Source organism: Mesorhizobium sp. WSM4306, assembly GCF_007003975.1.
Taxonomy (GTDB): domain Bacteria; phylum Pseudomonadota; class Alphaproteobacteria; order Rhizobiales; family Rhizobiaceae; genus Mesorhizobium.
Window position 1 is genome coordinate 13017 of record NZ_VFTC01000006.1, and the last position, 18048, is coordinate 31064.

Consider the following 18048-nt stretch of genomic DNA (forward strand, 5'->3'; position numbering starts at 1 on the left):
ATCCGTCGTTAAATGGCGTGCTTAATTTGGAGAAAACAAAGCTAAAACAAGAGGTAAACGCGGAAATTCGTTAAGGATACAAAGTCAGCAACCGCGCCGTTTCGCGCCGGATTTGACGAAAATTTGTGGGGCACCGATCAACACTCTGCTAACCACGGAAACCAAAGCCAACGCCTCGATCGTTTCATTTCCTGGTCGCTGAGCGCTTTCTCGACCTCATGAAATTGCAAACCCTTCCCTCACGGCACCCGCTTTTGTTTTGCCGGGAGCTGGATTAGCTTACGTTTGCGTAAGGGGCAGAGAGGCGGGCGCCCCACCTAAAACCACAGGGAGGACAGATATGTTTCGGAAAGTGAGCTTGGCCCTGGCGGCTACAGTGATGATGGCGGGCGCGGCCTGGGCCGATCCGATCGAAGGCAATTGGAAGACGCAAGCCGGCGACACCGCACTCATCGGCGGCAGCGATTCATTCTCCATCACGCTGAAGACCGGCAAATATGCCGGCAAGACCATTGGTTCACTCAAGGCGTCCGGGAACAACAAATATGCCGGCAACATCACAGATCCGGCAAACGACAAGACCTATTCCGGCAAGGCCACGCTGTCGGGTACCTCGCTGAAGATGAGCGGCTGCGTGCTCGGCGGGCTGATTTGCAAGAGCCAGACCTGGCACAAGCTCTGAGCTTGCTGTTTTGACGTGACGACAACGGGGCCCCGCAGGCCCCGTTTTCTTTTCCAGGACGGTCCACGACGTACCCGCATCGGCACCTCGCGGTCTCGTAACCGGGCCGATGCTCTCCCTAAAACATCGTCAATCACTTTGAACCGCAGATGAACGCCGGCATCAGAGCCGGTTCAGTCGCATCAGGGCATTTTGAAGGCGTGTTCAAGGAGACACCACGCAAATGCTCGCTCGCCGCTTCACCATCGTCTGCCTGTTGATGAGCCTGTTCGGCATGTTCTTCGCCATTCTCGTGGCCGAAGCCGGCCGTCCGGCCCGTTCCTGGGATGCAGCCAGTTCCAGCAGCTGCCAGTTCGATTGCATGAACCATTTTCGCCCCTGAGACGACAAAGACGTAGATCCAAACAGAAAAGCCAAAGCCATGAACCGCACAGCCATCAACGCCCTGAAAACCCTCCGGCTTCTGCCGCGGGCGGCGCTCGTCCTAATCGTGTTGTCGGCGCCGGTCCTGGCCATGCCGATGATGCGGGCCGACGCCGACACGACGATCGACGCGCCGGCGACGAAGAAGCATGGCGTTGGTTTTGTCCTGCTGGTCAGCCTGCAGCGCGGGTGAGGTGCGCTGATATTCAGGTGAGACCGCCCTGCGGAAGGCGGCCTCCTGCGCTTCCGGCCTTCGCCGGCCGAAGCACTCATGAGTGGCTGGCAGTTAAGGCTACGGCCGGCGTAGGCCGGTGCTCGGAATCTCCCATTTTCGACTCGGCCTGACCTGAATCTCAACACACCTTGAAACGCGGTGGAATAAATCTTCGCCTTGGCCGTCTTGGTGGCCACCCTCCCCCTCCCAAGTGCTCTTCTGAGTCTCTATATTGAGACATGGAAAAGCGAATCTACCCACAAGCTATCGAATCGGTCGTCATGCCGGAGCCTTTCGGCAAGAAGAGCTTCGACGACGCCAAAAAGGCCGTGGCCGCGTTGCAGGGGCTCTACGACCGCAACACCAAATTCCTGCGAGATTCCTTTGCGGCACTTGCCGCCGGCGGCGACGAGAGCAAGCGCTACCGCGCCTTCTACCCGGAGATCGGCGTCACCACCAATTCATTCACCCAGATCGACTCGCGCCAGGCGTATGGCCACATGCCGACGCCGGGGCATTTCTCGACCACCATCACTCAGCCGGCGCTGTTCGAAACCTATCTCGTCGAGCAGCTTCGGCTAATCATGCGCAATCATGGCGTGCCGGTGACGGTTTCGGAATCGACCACGCCGATTCCGCTGCATTTCGCCTTCCTGGAAGGCACGCATGTCGATGGCGCCGCCGCCGAGCGCATTAAGCGGCCGATCCGCGACCTGTTCGACGTTCCGGATCTCGACGGCACCGACGATCAGATCGCCAATGGCACATTCGAAGTGGCGTTCGGCGAACCGAGGCCACTGGCGCCGTTCACCGCGCAGCGCATCGACTATTCGCTGCACCGCATGACGCACTACACGGCGACCAGCCCGCAGCATTTTCAGAACTTCGTGCTGTTCACCAACTACCAGTTCTACATCGATGAATTCGTCGCCCGCGCCCGGACCCAGATGGCGGAAGGTGGCCACGGCTATACCGAATTCGTCGAGCCAGGCAATGTCGTCACCAAGGCCGGGCAGAGTGCGCCCAGCGAAGGCGTGGCGGCGCCGCGCCTGCCGCAGATGCCGGCCTATCATTTGAAGAAGCCGAACCATGGCGGCATCACCATGGTCAACATCGGCGTCGGCCCGTCCAACGCCAAGACGATCACCGACCATATCGCGGTGCTCAGGCCACATGCCTGGCTGATGCTCGGCCATTGCGCCGGCCTGCGCAACACGCAGGCGCTGGGCGACTATGTGCTGGCGCATGCCTATGTCAGGGAGGACCATGTGCTGGACGACGACCTGCCGGTCTGGGTGCCGATCCCGCCGCTGGCCGAGATCCAGGTGGCGCTGCAGGAGGCGGTCGCCGAAGTCACCGGGCTTTCCGGCTACGATCTCAAGCGCATCATGCGCACCGGCACCGTCGCCACTATCGACAACCGCAACTGGGAGCTGCGCGACCAGCGCGGACCGGTGCAACGGCTGTCGCAGTCACGCGCCATCGCGCTCGACATGGAATCGGCCACCATCGCCGCCAACGGTTTCCGCTTCCGTGTGCCCTACGGCACGCTGCTGTGTGTCTCGGACAAGCCGCTGCACGGCGAGTTGAAGCTGCCCGGTATGGCGACTGAATTCTACAAGCGGCAAGTGGCGCAGCATCTGACCATCGGCATCAAGGCGATGGAGAAGCTGGCGGAAATGCCGATGGAACGGCTGCATTCGCGCAAGCTTAGAAGTTTTTCGGAGACGGCCTTCCAGTAGACCGGCTTCCCCTAAATGTTGGCCGCGAGGCGTTTCGTGATCTTGATTGGGCCGCATTTGCGCCGATAACAGGCCTGACATCTCGGCAATCAAAACCCGGTCTTATGGCACGCGTGCGAAACATGATGGCTTCCATGGCGTTCCTGGCAATGCTCGGCCTCTCGGCCGCGCTTATAGCCGGGTTCCTTGGCATACTGCATCCGGCCTTCGATTCCTTCGCCCATTTCCGCATCCATTTTGCCGTGCTGATGGCGCTGATTGCGCTGCCGCTGCTTGCCACCTCGTTTCGCCTGCAGGCGGGTGTAGGCTTGCTCTTGGCCGTGGCCGCCTTCGCCAGCACGCTAAGCACCTTGCCGCGGCTGTGGCCGGTGCAGGCCGCCGGTGACGCCGAGCCCGGCAATGAGACGGTCTATCGGCTGCTGCAGATGAACCTGCGCTTCAACAATCCGACGCCCAAGAAGGTTCTTTCGCTGATCGGCCGGACCAACCCCGACGTGATCACGCTCGACGAGGTATCGGCGATGTGGGCAACCGAGCTCGGCTATATCAGCAGCGCCTATCCCTATCGCATCCTTTGTGCCTATCCCAACGGCGTGTTCGGCGTTGCCTTGTTGTCCAGGCGGCCGTTTGCCGTCGGTACCGAACCATACTGCGAACCGCGCGGCGCGATGGCCACCGCCACGGTCGACTTCGGCGGCATTCCGGTCGACGTCGCCGCGATCCATTTGAGCTGGCCGTGGCCGAAGGAGCAATACTGGCAGATCGGCGAGTTGACCAAGACGCTCACCTCGCTGGGCGAGACGGCGATCATGGCCGGCGACTGCAACTCCGTGCCGTGGAGCGCTGCGGTGCGGCGCGTCGCCTCGCTCGGCGGACTGACCGTGATGCCATCGGCCGGGCCAAGCTGGATTCACCGGACGCTGCCCGACTTCCTGCGCCGCTACGCAGGTTTGCCGATCGACCAAGTGTTCTCGAAGGGCGGGGTGACGATCCTGTCGTCAACCCGGCTGGAAGACACCGGCTCTGACCATCTGCCGGTGATGGTGGAATTTTCGCTGACGCGCGACGAGAACAAGCCGGTCGACGAGGACGCCACCGCGACCGTGTCGCTGATCCGGCCCGGCACGCGCGGCTAGATCAACACGTTGCGGGCTTCAGGTTTCATAAGCCCACCAGGGCCTCGATGATGCGCTCGACATGGCCGCCTTCACTGTGCTCGCGCGCGTCGAAGGCGATCTGCTTCGCTTCATAGACCTTGGCGGTGGCTTCCAGGCGCCGCCGGGCTTCGGCGCGCGTCTTGTTGCATTGCGGATCGTTGGCAAATTTCATGCCGCGAACCGACCGCTCCGCGGCCTGCATCATCTGCCCGGCGATACGGCCATGGGTTTCTTCATGAGCGAGAACGCCGGTGAAGAACCGGTTCCAGCGTTTGCGAAGCGCAGGCGTGACGGCCGAGGCCACACGCGGATAGGTGTAGGCGATGTTGAGCGTTCCATTGGCCTGGCGCAGGCGGCAGACGCCGTTGACCTGGCCGAGGTCCAGGCTCCAGTCCGCGGTGTAGCTTGTCTGCGCGATGGCGTGGGTCATGAAACCGCGCTTGGGCCCCCTGCGGTTCATGGCTACCACAAGGCCAGCACCTGTAGTGCCGGTGATGTCGTAGGTTCGCGTCTTGACGACGGTTTTGACGCCGGCAGACGCCGTCCCGACGATGCCGCAGGCCGCGCCTATGACGGCGACGCAAAACAAGACCAACACCCGCATGCCATTCTCCCACATGGACACGGCAATGAGACCACAAGCAGGCGACGGTTTCAACAATCAATGGCGCCGAGCGCCTTACATGCCCTGGTAGACCGGCCCCTCGCCACCATTTTTGCTGGCGGCGGTCGAGACGGCCCGGTCGGTGAGGCTCACATGCCCTGGTAGACCGGGCCTTCGCCACCTTGTGGCGGCACCCAGTTGATGTTCTGGTTGGGATCCTTGATGTCGCAGGTTTTGCAGTGCACGCAGTTCTGCGCGTTGATGACGAAGCGCACATCCTTGGCGGCCGGATCGGCGGCGGCGTTGCCGTCCTTGTCGACCCATTCGTAGACGCCGGCCGGGCAATAGCGGGTCGACGGCCCGGCAAAGACGTCGTGTTCGGAGCGCTGCTGCAGCGCCATGTCGCCGACGATCAAATGCACCGGCTCGTTTTCCTCGTGATTGGTGTTGGACAGGAACACCGAGGACAGACGGTCGAAGGTCAGCACGCCATCGGGCTTCGGATAGGCGATCTTCTCGTGCTTGGCGGCCGGCTCGAGCGTCGCATAGTCGGCCTTGCCATGCTTCAGCGTGCCGAAGGGCGAGAAGCCGAACAGCGTGTTCAGCCACATATCGAGACCGCCGAGGCCGATGCCGAGAACAGTGCCGAAGCGCGACCAAAGCGGCTTGACGTTGCGGACCTTCTTCAAATCCTTACCGATGTCGGTCGCCCTCCAGGCGTCCTCGTAGGAGGCCAATTCGTCATTGGCGCGGCCGGCGCTGATGGCTTGCGCGACATGGTCGGCCGCCAGCATGCCGGACAGCACCGCATTGTGCGAACCCTTGATGCGCGGAACGTTGACGAAGCCGGCAGCACAACCCATCAGCACGCCGCCGGGGAAGGACAGTTTCGGCACCGACTGCCAGCCGCCCTCGGTGATGGCGCGCGCGCCGTAGCCGATGCGCTTGGCGCCCGCGAAGGTGCCCGATATCGCCGGATGGGTCTTGAAGCGCTGGAATTCCTCGAACGGCGACAGCCACGGGTTCTTGTAGTTGAGATGCAGGACGAAGCCGACCGCAACCTGGTTGTCCTCCAGATGGTACAGGAAGGAGCCGCCGCCGGTCTTCAGATCGAGCGGCCAGCCGAAGGAATGCTGCACCAGGCCCGGCCGGTGGTTCTCCGGCTTGACCTGCCACAATTCCTTGAGGCCGATGCCGTATTTGCCGGGCTCGCGACCGTCGGACAGCTTGTATTTGGCGATCAGCTGCTTGGCGAGCGAGCCGCGCGCGCCTTCGCCGATCAGCACATATTTGCCCATCAGCGCCATGCCCGGCGCAAAGCCCGGGCCATGCGTGCCGTCCTTTTCGACGCCCATGTCGCCGGTGATGACGCCGGTAACGGCGCCGGCATCGTTGTAGACCAGGCTGGCGGCGGCAAAGCCCGGATAGATTTCGACGCCCAGCGCCTCGGCCTTGCCGGCCAGCCAGCGGCAGACATTGCCGAGCGAGACGATGTAATTGCCGTGATTGTTCATCAGCGGCGGCATCATGATGTTGGGCAGGCGGAACGAGCGGGCAGGGCCAAGCACCAGGAAATGGTCCTCGGTGACCGGCGTCTTGAAGGGATGGCCGTCTTCGTCGCGCCAGCCGGGCAGCAGGCGATCGATGCCGATGGGATCAACGACGGCGCCGGACAATATGTGGGCGCCGACCTCGCCGCCCTTTTCCAGCACGACGACGGAAAGCTCGGGATTGACCTGCTTGAGCCGGATCGCCGCGGCAAGGCCCGCCGGGCCGGCCCCGACGATGACGACGTCGAATTCCATGCTCTCGCGTTCGATCTCGCTCATCAACCCCTCCGCACTGGCTAACCGTTTCCGGGCATTTTGCTGGCTCTTGCGCTGCATAGCGCATCAATCCGCGACAGGAAACCGGCGCTGACGTGACAATGCCCTTTTCGCCAAAAAGTCGCGGATAACGATGACGCTGCACGCCTTTTACGCTTAGCCGGACCGAGCTTCCCATATTTTAATTGTTCGACGGCTCGCTTATCGGCCATACTTCGGGCCATGCGCACGCCGTCCGGCTTCTCATTGACGCGCTTTCCCCTTCCGCCCGGCCGGACCTGCCGAGCGCTTCTTCTCGCCCTTTCGCTGCTGGCGCCGGTTGAGGCTCATGCCGATCCGGTGAAGGTGTGGGCGACCGGAGCCTATTCCTTTTCCGACGAGCTTGGCGGCTTCCACATCACCGGCGCCTCGGGCCTCGGCACCAAGGAAGACCCGCTGGTCATCTCCGAGGAGCTGAATTCGTCGACGCCGGTGACGCTCACCATCCGCACCACCAAACCGATCCAGCCGTTCAGCACCAATGGCGAATTCGCCAACGGCGTCCTGCACATGCGCATCGACGTGCTCAACAATAGCGGCCAGGCCTGGGTCGAATTCCAGTTCGAGCTGCAGGAGATCCTCAACCAGCCGAGCGTGTTCGGCGACGGCCTGTCGTTCGACCAGCGCAACAAGACGCCCGACAACATCGTATCGAGCGCCTATGCCGATTTCGACCGCGATTTCGAACCCTATGACCGGCTGCTGTTCAAAAATGGCAAGATCGACCCGCGGAAGACGGGAAGCTTCGAATTTCTGATCACCGACTATACGCCGCGCTGGACGTTCTATCTGGTGCAGGATCCGCGGATACCGACCGGTTGAGCGATCTCCCCCCTTGAGGGGGAGATGTCGCCGAAGGCGACAGAGGGGGTCGGCACGACCGGGCGCGACGCTCCTTCGCGGAAAGAGGCGGCTAGCGCTCCACGCGCGGCGACCCTCTGGCCTGCCGGCCATCTCCCCCTCGAGGGGGGAGATTACCAGTCGCACAACCTTGCAAATTGGCACCGGGCGGACGAATGTGCCCGGCATGACTGCCGCCTCCCCCAACAACCGATCCGACCTTGCCGACCTTCTGGCATTCTACGCCAGCGCTGGCGTCGACGAGGCGCTGGAAGACGCGCCGGTGAACCGGTTTGCCGAGGCCGCACCGAGGCCCGCCGAGCGCGCAGCGCCGCCGGCCGCGCCTCCACGCGAAAACAAGGCACCGGAACAACCCACAGCCAGCCCCAAGCTGGATGCGAGCCGGGTGCCGGACGCGCCGGCGCGCTCCGTGCCGGCCACCGCGACCGTGCCCGATGAGGCACAGGCAGCACTTGCCCGGCAAATGGCGGCAAGCGCCTCGACGCTCGACGCGTTGCGCCAGCACATGGCGTCCTTCGACGGCTGCAACCTCAAATTCACCGCCAAGAACCTGGTCTTCGCCGACGGCAACCCGCAGGCTTCGCTGATGCTGGTCGGCGAGGCGCCCGGCCGCGACGAGGACATTGAGGGCCTGCCCTTCGTCGGCCGCTCCGGCAGGCTGCTCGACCGTATGCTGGCGGCGATCGGGCTTGACCGCACTTCCGCCTATATCGCCAACGTCATCCCTTGGCGGCCGCCCGGCAACCGCACGCCGACGCCGCACGAGACCGAGATCTGCCGCCCCTTTATCGAGCGGCAGATCGAGCTGGTCAATCCCAAGGTGCTGGTCAATCTCGGCGGCCCATCGGCCAAGACCTTGCTCAACACGAGCGAAGGCATATTGCGGCTGCGCGGCAATTGGCGGGTGCACACAACGGCGTCCGGCATTGCCATTCCGGCGATGCCGACGCTGCATCCGGCGTATCTCTTGAGAACGCCCGCGCACAAGAAGCTGGCTTGGCGGGATTTCCTCGAGGTCAAGGCGAAGTTGAGAGAGTTGGGCGCTGCGCCTCTCCCCCCTTGAGGGGGAGATGTCGCCGAAGGCGACAGAGGGGGTCGCTGCGCGTGAAGCGCCACCTCCATTTGTTGCAGGGAGGTCGCATCCCGTCGAACCGACCCCCTCTGGCCTGCCGGCCATCTCCCCCTCAAGGAAGGAGATCATGCGCTTAACCACCTTCGCCAGCCTTCACGGATTGTCTTAATTACGTCTGACGTAATTGAAATATGCCCTTGCCCGGCCTAATCACCCTCCTATGACAACAGCCCAGACCTCCGCCGGCAGCCTGATCCGCGAATGGCGCACGCGCCGGCGTATGAGCCAGCTCGATCTCGCCATGGAGGCCGAGATTTCGCAGCGGCATCTCTCCTTCGTCGAAAGCGGCCGCGCGGCCCCCTCACGCGACATGGTGCTGCATCTGGCGGCACAGCTTGAGATCCCGCTCAGGCAGCGCAACCAACTGCTGCTTGCCGCCGGTTTCGCACCGAGCTTCCGCGAACGGCCGCTCACCGACACGACGCTGGCGCCGGCAATGGCGGCAGTCGAGACCGTGCTCAAGGGGCATGAGCCATTTCCGGCGCTCGCCGTTGACCGGCACTGGAACCTGTTTTCAGCCAATGCCGCCATCGGCCCGTTTCTGGCCGATGTGGCCGAGCCGTCGCTGCTTCAGCCGCCAGTCAATGTGCTGCGTCTCAGTCTGCACCCGAACGGCATCGCGCCGCGCATCGTCAATCTCGCCGAGTGGCGGGCGCATCTGCTGGAGCGGCTAAAACACCAGAACGATGCCGCCGGCGATCCCGTTCTGGTCGAGCTGGAGCGTGAATTGCGAACCTATCCGTCCGGCCTCAAGGGCGCGCGGCCTGTGCCGGTCGAGCCCAACGGCATCGTCCATCCGCTGCGGCTGGCGCATGGTGATCAGGTGTTGTCCTTCATCAGCACCATCACCGTCTTCGGCACCCCGCTCGACGTGACGCTGTCGGAACTGGCGATCGAGTCTTTTTTCCCGGCCGACGAGGAGACGAGGGCGGTGCTGGTGAGGCTGGCGAAGGAGCGGGCGGAAGCGAACTGAGCCAGCCTTGCCCCTGCGTGTACCTCTCATCACCCTTGTGGCGGCGCCGCTTTTCGGGTGCGGGTGCGTTCCAGGCCGAGCTGGCGCTCGCGCCAGATGATGAAGATGCCGGCGGCGACGACGATCACGCCGCCGACCAGCGTGTTGATGGTGGCGACATCGCCGAAGGCGAAATAGCCGACGACGACACCAAGGATCATCGAGGTGTATTCGAACGGCGCCACCACCGAGGCCTCGGCATGGCGGTACGCCGCCGTCATCAGGATCTGCGCCAGCCCGCCGCAAAAACCAGCGGCAACCAGCAGGCCGGCCTGCAGCGGCGTCAGCGCCTGCCAGCCGAAGGGCAGCGTAAACAGCGCCATGACGCTCGCCGTTGCCGAAAACCACAACACAATGGTCGCTGTCCGTTCGGTCTGAACAAGATTGCGCACGAGCAGGATGGCATTGGCGGAAATTGCAGCGGAAACAAGCGCCGCGATCACGCCCAGCACCTCCTGGTCGCCGAGCGCGGCGCCCGACGTGAGAAGCGTCAGTTCCGGCCACGAGATGATCAGCACGCCGACGAGACCAACGGCAACAGCGCTCCAGCGATAGATGCGGATGGCCTCGCCGAGGAACAGTGAGGAAAACACCACCACCAGCAGCGGCTGGGCGTAGTTCAGCGTGATCGCCTCGGGCAGCGGCAGCCGCGTCAGCGCGAAGAAGCCGAGCCCCATGGCGCAGACGCCGACGACACCGCGCGCAATGTGGTTCAGCGGACGCTTGGTGGCAAACGCCGTACCCAGTTTTCCCCTGAAGGCCAGGAAGACGATGATCGGGAAGATGGCGAAGAAGGAGCGGAAAAAGACAATCTGGCCGGCAGGCAAAATGCCGGCCGCCTTGATGCAGGTTTGCATACCGACAAAGACCGCCACCGACATGATCTTGAGCGTGATCCCGGTCAGGACACGGCCGGGGTGTTCGGACAGTTTCCCCGCCGCCTCGTCTCTCGGCCGTGAAGTCACGCTCCCGCCGCTTCCCGGATCGTTGCCGAGACGCGCGTCAGGCGACGCATGCCGAATTTCGGTGTGACGGCGGTCATCAAGGCCTCGCAATGATGATGGAAGGAGAACGCCCTGAATAGGCATTGGCGCAGTTTTGTCGAGTGGCCGTTTCGTGTAAAGAGCGCGCAACTTCAGATTTTGTGGGCCAGCGGACACCTCTGCCGGCCCCGATAACGATAGGGAAACCCCAGGGAATGCGAACCGATACCGGCCAGGTCTTCAAGCTCGAAGACTATCGCCCCAGCGCCTTTTCCATTCCGCAAACCAACCTCACCTTCCGCCTTTCGCCGGATACAACGCGCGTCACCGCCGTGTTGACGGTCGAACGCCGCGACGGCGCTGCCGCATCAGTGCCGCTGATGCTCGACGGCGACGGGCTGGTGCTGAAGCGCATCGCCATCGACGGCCGCGAGCTTGCGCCGGCGGATTATCTCGCCACGCCGGACCAACTGACCATTTTGAAGCCCCCGGCCCGCTTCGAGCTGCTGCTCGAGACCGAGATCGCACCGGCCAGCAATGAGGCGCTGATGGGCCTCTACCGCTCCAGCAATGTCTATTGCACGCAATGCGAGGCCGAGGGCTTTCGCCGCATCACCTATTTCCTCGACCGCCCCGACATCCTGTCGGTCTACACCGTGCGCATCGAGGCAAGGCTGGACGAGGCGCCGCTGCTGCTCTCCAACGGCAACCCGGTGGAAAGCGGCGCTCTGGCCGATGGCTGGCACTATGCTGTCTGGCACGACCCCTTCCCCAAGCCGTCCTATCTGTTTGCGCTGGTGGCCGGCAATCTCGGCCAGGTCGCCGACAGTTTTGTCACCATGTCCGGCCGCAAGGTCGAGCTCGGCATCTATGTCGAGCCGGGCAAGGAAGGGCTCGCCGGCTACGCCATGGATGCGCTGAAGCGCTCGATGCAATGGGACGAGCAGGCGTTCGGCCGTGAATACGACCTCGACGTCTTCAACATCGTCGCCGTCTCCGACTTCAACATGGGGGCGATGGAGAATAAGGGCCTCAACATTTTCAACGACAAATATGTGCTTGCCGATCGGGAGACCGCGACCGATGCCGATTTCGCCAATATCGAGGCGATCATCGCGCATGAATATTTCCACAACTGGACCGGCAACAGGATCACCTGCCGCGACTGGTTCCAGCTCTGCCTGAAGGAAGGGCTGACGGTCTTTCGCGACCACGAATTCTCCGCCGACCAGCGCTCGCGCGCGGTCAAGCGCATCGCCGAGGTGCGTACGCTGAGGGCGCATCAATTCCCCGAAGATCAGGGGCCGCTGGCGCATCCGCTGCGGCCGCGCCGCTACCGCGAGATCAACAATTTCTACACGGCCACGGTCTACGAAAAGGGCTCGGAAGTCGTGCGCATGATCCGCACCATTCTCGGGCCGGAAGCCTTCCGCGCCGGCATGGACCTCTATTTCGAGCGCCATGACGGCGAAGCCGCGACGATCGAGGATTTCCTGAAGGTGTTCGAGGACGTTTCCGGGCGCGACCTGTCGCAGTTCGCGCTCTGGTACCACCAGGCGGGCACGCCGAACCTGACCGTCAGTTCGACGCACAACCCGGCGACGCGCGAGTTCACACTCGAGATCGAGCAGTCGGTGCCGCCGACACCGTCGGAAAGCCGCAAGCGGCTGATGCACATTCCGCTCGCCTTCGGCCTGGTCGGCGCCGGCGGCGAGCCGGTCGCCTATGGCGGCGTCGAGGGCGCCGCAGTCGAGGATGGCGTCATCCATATCCGCAAGCGCCGCCATATGGTGCGCTTCTCCGGCGTTGACGAGCGGCCGGCGGTGTCGCTCAACCGCGGCTTCTCGGCGCCGATCACGCTTTCGGTCGAACAGAAGGCCGACGACCAGTACTTCCTCGCCGGCCACGACAGCGATGCCTTCGCGCGCTGGCAGGCGTTCAACACACTGCTCACCGATGCACTGATAGCGGCCTTCCGACAGATCCTCGGCGGCGCGAAGCCGGCCTTCAGCGCCAGGCTGACCGGGCTTGCGGGCAAGATCGCCGGCGATGAGACGCTCGAGCCCGCCTACCGCGCGCTGGCGCTGTCACTTCCCGGTGAGACCGACATTGCCCGCGACATCGGCGGGAACATCGATCCCGACGCCATCTTTGCCGCCCGTGAGGCGCTGGCGCTTGAGATCGCGCGCGCCAATCAGGACGCCTTCGCCAATCTTTACGGACGCCTCGCCAACGACGGTCCGTTCAATCCCGACGCCGCAAGTGCTGGACGGCGGGCTTTGCGCAACATCGTGCTCGACTATCTCTCGCTGTTGCCGGCAGGCGTCGAGCTGGCCACCCGGCATTTCGAGGCCGCGACCAACATGACCGACCGCGCCGCAGCGCTCAACGTGCTTGCGCATCGCCATGACGGGTCACCCGAGGCGGTCAAGGCGCTGGCCGACTTCGAGACGCGCTATGCGACCGATCCGCTGGTGATGGACAAATGGTTCCAGATCCAGGCCAGCGTGCCGGGACCACGGACCGTGGACACGGTGCGCAAGCTCGTCGGCCACGCTTCCTTCTCGATGGCCAATCCGAACCGGGTGCGCTCGCTGGTCGGCACATTTTCCAGCGCCAACCAGACCGGCTTCCACCGCGCCGACGGCGAAGGCTACCGGTTTTTTGCGCAGACCGTAATCGAGGTGGAAAAGCGCAACCCGCAAGTCGCGGCAAGATTGGCGACGGCGCTACGCTCCTGGCGTTCGTTGGAACCGGGCAGACAGGCCAAGGCACGGGAAGCGCTGCTGGCGATCGCCGGTGCCGAGAACCTCTCGGCGGATTTGCGCGATATTGTGGAGCGGACCCTGGCGTGAGCTGTCGTTGCGCCTGTATCTGACGGGACTTTGGTCCGTCAAAGCGGCTGATGGGACTGAGGCTTTGCAGTCAACTCGATTCCAAGCGCTTTCATGACAGCAATCGTTGTTTTCAGGGTCGGATTGCCGTTCTCACTGAACGAGCGATAAAGCTGCTCGCGCGAAAGTCCTGTCTGGCTCGCTATTTGAGCCATGCCCTTGGCGCGGGCCACGACACCCAGGGCATGCGCGATATAGCCGGAATCTTCGGAAGCAAACGCTTCCGCCATGAATGCCGCAATCGATTCATCGGAGGTCAGACCTTCAGCCGGATCGAAGCTTGTCAGTTTTTCAGCCATGTCATTCGCTCCATTCCTTTGCCAGTCGTTTTGCCGTCTTGATGTCTTTCTTCTGGGTGCTTTTGTCGCCACCGCAAAGAAGCACGATGATGGTGCTCCCGCGCTTCTGAAAATAAACGCGGTAGCCGGGGCCGAAGTGAATACGCAACTCGCTTATCCCTTCCCCGACGGGCTCGACATCTCCGGGATGCCCATAGGCGAGACGGTCGAGCCGCGCAAAGATCGCGCCTCGGGCGCGCTCATCCTTAAGCCGCGTCCACCACTTTCGGAACGTTTCGGTCTGCTTTAGATCAAGCATGCAGGCTTGTAGTTTATAAACTACATCCTGTCAATGAGATGCAAAGGGGATCGACCTTGATCTCGTATCGCTGACCTCGTGTGCATCGCTTGCGGCTTTCCAGTTATTTTAGTCGATTTTTAATGTTTTTTGCCCGCGCCACTGGACAAGGCGAATCACCTTTGATTCTTTACAGACGATTCGGACGTGCGGTGTTGCCGGATCGTCAAGCGTACGGAAATTCGGGGAGTGCCATTTATGGCCAAGGCGGACGCGTGGGGCGCGCCCGAGGGGACGGCTTTTGAGCGGCGCAAGGCGCGAGGCGACGGCCTCGCCGGCAATACGCGGCTCATTGCTGAACCAGCCTACCGGCGGCTCCTGGCTGCCGAACCCCTTCTGCGCCGTTCGATACCGGCGCTCATCATCATCTTCCTGATCGTCATCGCCGCACTGCGCGTCCTGTCGCTGATGAACGAGCGCGACGAGACCGAGCGCGACGTCAAGGCAGTGCTGGGACTGGCTGCCGGCCAGATGGCGAACGCAATCTCGGCCGATCCGAACGCGGCCGCCGGCGGCGCCATCGATCTGCTGGAAAGCACGAGCCGCCAGGGCGCCATGGGCAGAAGCCATGTGCTCGTCATCACCGACAGCGCCTTCAAGATCATCGCCGTGTCGCCGCTGTCGACCGGCTGGCAAGGGCGATCGCTCGACAGCCTGGTGCTGGACGGCCAGCCCCTGTTCATGTTCGGCGACCGCGCTGGCGTCATGGATGTCAGCATCGGCGGACAGGACTGGTACGCGGCGGTGAGCCTGACCCGCGACAGGAAGAACGCCGCAGCCGTGCTTGTGCCGCAGGAAGCGGTGTTCGACAGCTGGCGCAAAACCGTGTCGCTCAATGTAACGCTATTCGTGCTGACGGCGGGTGTGCTGATCATCATCCTCTACGCCTATTTTGGCCAGGCATCGCGCGCCCAGACGGCCGACCGCATCTACCTCGAAGCCCACCAGCGCATCGACATGGCGTTGGTGCGCGGCCGCTGCGGCCTGTGGGACTGGGACATGGTGCGCGGCAAGATGTACTGGTCGCGCTCGATGTACGACATGCTGGGCTACGAGCCCTGCAACTCGATGCTGTCGTTTGGCGAGGTCGACGACATCATCCACCCCGAGGACGGGGACCTGTTCGAGCTGGCCAACAAAATCGTCGAGCGCGAGATCGACCATATCGACCAGGTGTTCCGCATGCGCCACGCCGACGGCCAGTGGGTGTGGATGCGCGCGAGAGCCCAGGTGATCGACCCGGAAGCGCCTGAGATCCAGCTGATCGGCATTGCCGTCGACGTCACCGAACAGCGGCATCTGGCGTTGCGCTCGGAGGCGGCCGACCTGCGGCTCAGAACCGCGATCGAGAACATCAACGAGTCCTTCGTGCTGTGGGATGCCGCCCAGCGCCTGATCATGTGCAATTCCAAATACCAGAAGGACAACGGCCTGTCGGACCGCGACGTCATGCCCGGCGCGGCGCGCGCCGTGCTGGAGGAGCGCATGCTGGCCTTCGCCTCGGAACGGCGGCTGGCCAACACCAACGGACCGCAAGGCGGAGCGACTTTCGAGCGGCAACTCTCGGACGGACGCTGGCTTCAGGTCAACGAATTGAGGACCAGGGATGGCGGCACCGTCTCGGTCGGCTCCGACATCACCCAGATCAAACTGCACCAGGAAAAGCTGGTCGACAGCGAGCGTCGGCTGATGGCGACCATCCACGACCTCAGCCTCGCCCGTCGGGCAGAGGAGGAACGCGCCAGTGAACTGGTCGAGCTCAACCGCAAATACATGAAGGAAACCGAGCGCGCCGAAGCCGCCAACCGGGCCAAGTCCGAGTTTCTGGCCAACATGTCGCACGAACTGCGCACACCGCTCAACGCTATCATCGGCTTCTCCGAACTAATGGAACAGGGCCTGTTCGGGCCGCTGGGTTCGCCGCGCTACGAGGAATATGCCAACGACATCAACGGCAGCGGCAAATATCTGCTCGGCGTCATCAACGACATACTCGACATGTCGAAGATCGAGGCCGGCCAGTTCTCGATGGACCGCGAGGAAATCGATCTCTGCCCGCTGATCCGCGAGACGGTGCGCGTGATCTCGCTGCAGGCGGCGGAGAAATCGATCACGGTTGAAACCCGCATCGCCGATACGATGACGCTGTTCGCCGACCGCCGGGCGATCAAGCAGATCGCCATCAACCTTCTGTCGAATGCCGTGAAATTCACCGGCCAGGGCGGCCATATATCGGTACGCGCCCGCAACACCTCCGGCGCGCTGGTGCTGACCATCGAGGACACTGGCTGTGGCATTCCGAAGGAAGCGCTGAGCAAGCTTGGGCGGCCATTCGAACAGGTGCAGAACCAGTTCTCGAAGAACCACGCCGGCTCCGGCCTCGGCCTCGCCATCTCGCGTTCGCTGGCCGAGTTGCAGGGCGGCGCGCTGAAAATCCGCTCGACCGAAGGCGTCGGCACCATCGTGTCGGTGCGCATCCCGGTGAAGAAGGCAGCGTCGGCGGTGAAGGCGGCAGCCTGACGGTCCGCCACCATATGCCCCGAGCAGGGCCACAGTCGCCCTTGAAACTGTTATCTATATTATCTACTATAGATAAAGAGGTAGCTTTCATGCGCGTGACATCGACCGAATTCCAGCAAAACGTCGGACGCTTCCAGGATGCCGCCCAGCGGGCGCCAGTAGCGATAACGAAGAATGGCCGTACCCATACGGTGCTTCTGTCGGCGGCAATGTTTGAAGTTCTGGTCAAGGGGCGGGTCGCCCGTCCCGTTGAGGACTTGGACGACGAGACATTGAACGCGATCGCCAAAAGCGCCGTCCCATCAGAATATGACGGGCTGGACGCGATGCTCAAAGACTGGACGCCGTGAGTCTGCCCAAGCCTGTCCCCGGTCTGGTGATTTCCTACTCCTATCTATGGGCGGACGAGCACAACAAAGGTGCGGAAGAAGGCCGCAAGAACCGGCCTTGCGCAATTGTTGCGGCGCGTCGGATCGTGGAGGGCCGCGAGGTGGTCACTGTGGTTCCGATTACTCACCAGGCTCCGAATGATCCCGCCGATGCGATAGAGATACCTGCACCACTCAAGGCTCACCTTGGACTCGACGATATGCCGTCATGGGTGCTTGTCAGCGAGACCAATGATTTTCTCTGGCCCGGTCCCGATCTCAGGCCTATTGCGGGAAGCAGGCTCACCCGCTTCCACTATGGCTTGTTGCCGCCTCGCTTCTACGCATATCTGCGCGAGCGGATTTTGCAGACTCACGCGAGCCGTGCTCTGCGCCGTGTTCAAAGGACCGAGTAGCTGTCCGGTCTTGTCGGTCCGGCGGCTTTTCGCCGCCGGACCGAGATCATTGAACCTCACTGCATGCTGTCGTCGCCGCCGTCCCATTGGTGGTGGCGACCCATGCGGCCGTTCGTCGGCAGCTCGTTGCGCTCGATCTTGCCGTCATTGTTGCGGTCGAGCATGGCAAACGCCTTCTTCTCGCGCCCGGTGATGTCTTCCGTGGTAAGCGTGCCGTCACCCTTGGTGTCGTAGCGGGCGATAATGCGCTTGGCCATTTTCTCGAAACGCGCCTTCTCCAGCGCGTCGGCGAGCTGAGCGACGGTCAGCTTGCCGCCATTGTCGGCGACCAGCTTCTTCAGCCGTGCGTTCATGGCGTCGGAAAACTGGTCGAAGCTGATGGTGCCGTTGGAATCCTTCATCGCCTTGTCGAGGCGCATCATCGTGCCCTCGCGCATTCTGGCGCTGGCATTGTTCTCGGCATAGGCGGTGGTGCCGACGGCGCCGGCCAAGGCGACGAAGGCAAGGGCAAGTCCGGTTGTCTTTCTCATAGGTATCTC

At 62.9% G+C, this 18048-nt stretch carries 18 protein-coding genes; 12 read left to right on the forward strand and 6 right to left on the reverse strand.

From position 1 onward, the window contains the following. The first annotated feature begins 340 nt into the window (after positions 1-340). From FJV77_RS09705 to FJV77_RS09720, 5 genes are all read left to right on the forward strand, one after another. Entirely contained in the window at positions 341-682 is a 342-nt protein-coding gene (locus FJV77_RS09705; RefSeq protein ID WP_142866594.1) for a DUF2147 domain-containing protein, read from the forward strand. 223 nt (positions 683-905) lie between these two features. Then, on the forward strand, positions 906-1064 hold the full coding sequence (locus FJV77_RS32315; protein ID WP_185970258.1) for a hypothetical protein: 159 nt from the start codon (positions 906-908) through the stop codon (positions 1062-1064). Positions 1065-1103: 39 nt separating this feature from the next. Then, complete coding sequence (locus FJV77_RS09710; RefSeq protein ID WP_142866595.1) at positions 1104-1298, forward strand: hypothetical protein; 195 nt, start codon at positions 1104-1106, stop codon at positions 1296-1298. 302 nt (positions 1299-1600) lie between these two features. Continuing rightward, positions 1601-3061 (forward strand): AMP nucleosidase, encoded by a 1461-nt coding sequence (locus FJV77_RS09715; RefSeq protein ID WP_246691215.1) that lies wholly within the window; start codon positions 1601-1603, stop codon positions 3059-3061. Positions 3062-3195: 134 nt separating this feature from the next. Beyond that, a complete protein-coding gene (locus tag FJV77_RS09720; protein WP_246691205.1) occupies positions 3196-4197 on the forward strand; it encodes an endonuclease/exonuclease/phosphatase family protein in 1002 nt (333 codons plus the stop codon). 25 nt (positions 4198-4222) lie between these two features. Here FJV77_RS09720 and FJV77_RS09725 read toward each other — a convergent pair whose 3' ends face one another. Beyond that, the gene (locus tag FJV77_RS09725; RefSeq protein ID WP_142866598.1) at positions 4223-4822 is read right to left on the reverse strand and encodes a DUF922 domain-containing protein; all 600 of its coding nucleotides are present in this window, start codon (positions 4820-4822) and stop codon (positions 4223-4225) included. A gap of 149 nt (positions 4823-4971) precedes the next feature. Beyond that, positions 4972-6651, reverse strand: coding sequence for an electron transfer flavoprotein-ubiquinone oxidoreductase (locus FJV77_RS09730; protein WP_142866599.1), 1680 nt, complete (start codon positions 6649-6651; stop codon positions 4972-4974). A gap of 219 nt (positions 6652-6870) precedes the next feature. On the opposite strand from FJV77_RS09730, the gene FJV77_RS09735 reads away from it, so the two are divergent. The 3 genes from FJV77_RS09735 (at position 6871) to FJV77_RS09745 (ending at position 9653) form a co-directional block, all read left to right on the forward strand. After that, entirely contained in the window at positions 6871-7509 is a 639-nt protein-coding gene (locus FJV77_RS09735) for a hypothetical protein (protein ID WP_142866600.1), read from the forward strand. Positions 7510-7714: 205 nt separating this feature from the next. Beyond that, the gene (locus tag FJV77_RS09740; protein ID WP_185970260.1) at positions 7715-8611 is read left to right on the forward strand and encodes a uracil-DNA glycosylase; all 897 of its coding nucleotides are present in this window, start codon (positions 7715-7717) and stop codon (positions 8609-8611) included. 229 nt (positions 8612-8840) lie between these two features. Beyond that, positions 8841-9653: a helix-turn-helix transcriptional regulator gene (locus FJV77_RS09745; protein ID WP_142866602.1), complete on the forward strand. Its 813-nt coding sequence runs from the start codon at positions 8841-8843 to the stop codon at positions 9651-9653. Between the two features lie 29 nt (positions 9654-9682). Here FJV77_RS09745 and FJV77_RS09750 read toward each other — a convergent pair whose 3' ends face one another. Continuing rightward, positions 9683-10621, reverse strand: coding sequence for a DMT family transporter (locus tag FJV77_RS09750; RefSeq protein WP_281408575.1), 939 nt, complete (start codon positions 10619-10621; stop codon positions 9683-9685). Positions 10622-10890: 269 nt separating this feature from the next. Here FJV77_RS09750 and pepN point away from each other — a divergent pair, with 269 nt between their 5' ends. Then, a complete protein-coding gene (gene pepN / locus FJV77_RS09755) occupies positions 10891-13530 on the forward strand; it encodes an aminopeptidase N (protein WP_142866604.1) in 2640 nt (879 codons plus the stop codon). Between the two features lie 38 nt (positions 13531-13568). Here the strand turns inward: pepN and FJV77_RS09760 are convergent, their stop codons facing one another. Both FJV77_RS09760 and FJV77_RS09765 read right to left on the reverse strand, forming a co-directional pair. Beyond that, positions 13569-13868 carry an addiction module antidote protein gene (locus FJV77_RS09760; protein WP_142866605.1) on the reverse strand — a complete coding sequence of 100 codons (300 nt, stop codon included), beginning with the start codon at positions 13866-13868 and terminating at the stop codon, positions 13569-13571. A 1-nt stretch (position 13869) separates the two neighbouring features. Then, the gene (locus tag FJV77_RS09765) at positions 13870-14166 is read right to left on the reverse strand and encodes a type II toxin-antitoxin system RelE/ParE family toxin (protein WP_142866606.1); all 297 of its coding nucleotides are present in this window, start codon (positions 14164-14166) and stop codon (positions 13870-13872) included. Between the two features lie 237 nt (positions 14167-14403). Here FJV77_RS09765 and FJV77_RS09770 point away from each other — a divergent pair, with 237 nt between their 5' ends. The 3 genes from FJV77_RS09770 to FJV77_RS09780 all read left to right on the forward strand — a co-directional run bounded on the left by FJV77_RS09770 (position 14404) and on the right by FJV77_RS09780 (position 17509). Next, on the forward strand, positions 14404-16725 hold the full coding sequence (locus FJV77_RS09770; protein ID WP_142866607.1) for a PAS domain-containing sensor histidine kinase: 2322 nt from the start codon (positions 14404-14406) through the stop codon (positions 16723-16725). A gap of 89 nt (positions 16726-16814) precedes the next feature. Further along, positions 16815-17075, forward strand: coding sequence for a type II toxin-antitoxin system prevent-host-death family antitoxin (locus FJV77_RS09775; RefSeq protein ID WP_142866608.1), 261 nt, complete (start codon positions 16815-16817; stop codon positions 17073-17075). After that, positions 17072-17509 carry a type II toxin-antitoxin system PemK/MazF family toxin gene (locus FJV77_RS09780; RefSeq protein ID WP_142866609.1) on the forward strand — a complete coding sequence of 146 codons (438 nt, stop codon included), beginning with the start codon at positions 17072-17074 and terminating at the stop codon, positions 17507-17509. Before FJV77_RS09775 ends, FJV77_RS09780 begins: the two co-directional genes overlap by 4 nt. Before the next feature lie 56 nt (positions 17510-17565). Here FJV77_RS09780 and FJV77_RS09785 read toward each other — a convergent pair whose 3' ends face one another. Continuing rightward, positions 17566-18039, reverse strand: coding sequence for a hypothetical protein (locus FJV77_RS09785; RefSeq protein WP_142866610.1), 474 nt, complete (start codon positions 18037-18039; stop codon positions 17566-17568). Between the last annotated feature and the right edge of the window lie 9 nt (positions 18040-18048).

Excerpts from the sequence above, each read along its gene's own strand:
- FJV77_RS09785 (WP_142866610.1), bottom strand. The coding sequence starts at position 18,039 with ATGAGAAAGACAACCGGACTTGCCCTTGCCTTCGTCGCCTTGGCCGGC.
- FJV77_RS09740 (WP_185970260.1), top strand. The coding sequence starts at position 7,715 with ATGACTGCCGCCTCCCCCAACAACCGATCCGACCTTGCCGACCTTCTG.
- FJV77_RS09730 (WP_142866599.1), bottom strand. The coding sequence starts at position 6,651 with ATGAGCGAGATCGAACGCGAGAGCATGGAATTCGACGTCGTCATCGTC.
- pepN (WP_142866604.1), top strand. The coding sequence starts at position 10,891 with ATGCGAACCGATACCGGCCAGGTCTTCAAGCTCGAAGACTATCGCCCC.
- FJV77_RS09770 (WP_142866607.1), top strand. The coding sequence starts at position 14,404 with ATGGCCAAGGCGGACGCGTGGGGCGCGCCCGAGGGGACGGCTTTTGAG.
- FJV77_RS09710 (WP_142866595.1), top strand. The coding sequence starts at position 1,104 with ATGAACCGCACAGCCATCAACGCCCTGAAAACCCTCCGGCTTCTGCCG.
- FJV77_RS09715 (WP_246691215.1), top strand. The coding sequence starts at position 1,601 with ATGCCGGAGCCTTTCGGCAAGAAGAGCTTCGACGACGCCAAAAAGGCC.
- FJV77_RS09705 (WP_142866594.1), top strand. The coding sequence starts at position 341 with ATGTTTCGGAAAGTGAGCTTGGCCCTGGCGGCTACAGTGATGATGGCG.
- FJV77_RS09765 (WP_142866606.1), bottom strand. The coding sequence starts at position 14,166 with ATGCTTGATCTAAAGCAGACCGAAACGTTCCGAAAGTGGTGGACGCGG.
- FJV77_RS09725 (WP_142866598.1), bottom strand. The coding sequence starts at position 4,822 with ATGCGGGTGTTGGTCTTGTTTTGCGTCGCCGTCATAGGCGCGGCCTGC.
- FJV77_RS09735 (WP_142866600.1), top strand. The coding sequence starts at position 6,871 with ATGCGCACGCCGTCCGGCTTCTCATTGACGCGCTTTCCCCTTCCGCCC.
- FJV77_RS32315 (WP_185970258.1), top strand. The coding sequence starts at position 906 with ATGCTCGCTCGCCGCTTCACCATCGTCTGCCTGTTGATGAGCCTGTTC.
- FJV77_RS09775 (WP_142866608.1), top strand. The coding sequence starts at position 16,815 with ATGCGCGTGACATCGACCGAATTCCAGCAAAACGTCGGACGCTTCCAG.
- FJV77_RS09745 (WP_142866602.1), top strand. The coding sequence starts at position 8,841 with ATGACAACAGCCCAGACCTCCGCCGGCAGCCTGATCCGCGAATGGCGC.
- FJV77_RS09720 (WP_246691205.1), top strand. The coding sequence starts at position 3,196 with ATGGCGTTCCTGGCAATGCTCGGCCTCTCGGCCGCGCTTATAGCCGGG.
- FJV77_RS09760 (WP_142866605.1), bottom strand. The coding sequence starts at position 13,868 with ATGGCTGAAAAACTGACAAGCTTCGATCCGGCTGAAGGTCTGACCTCC.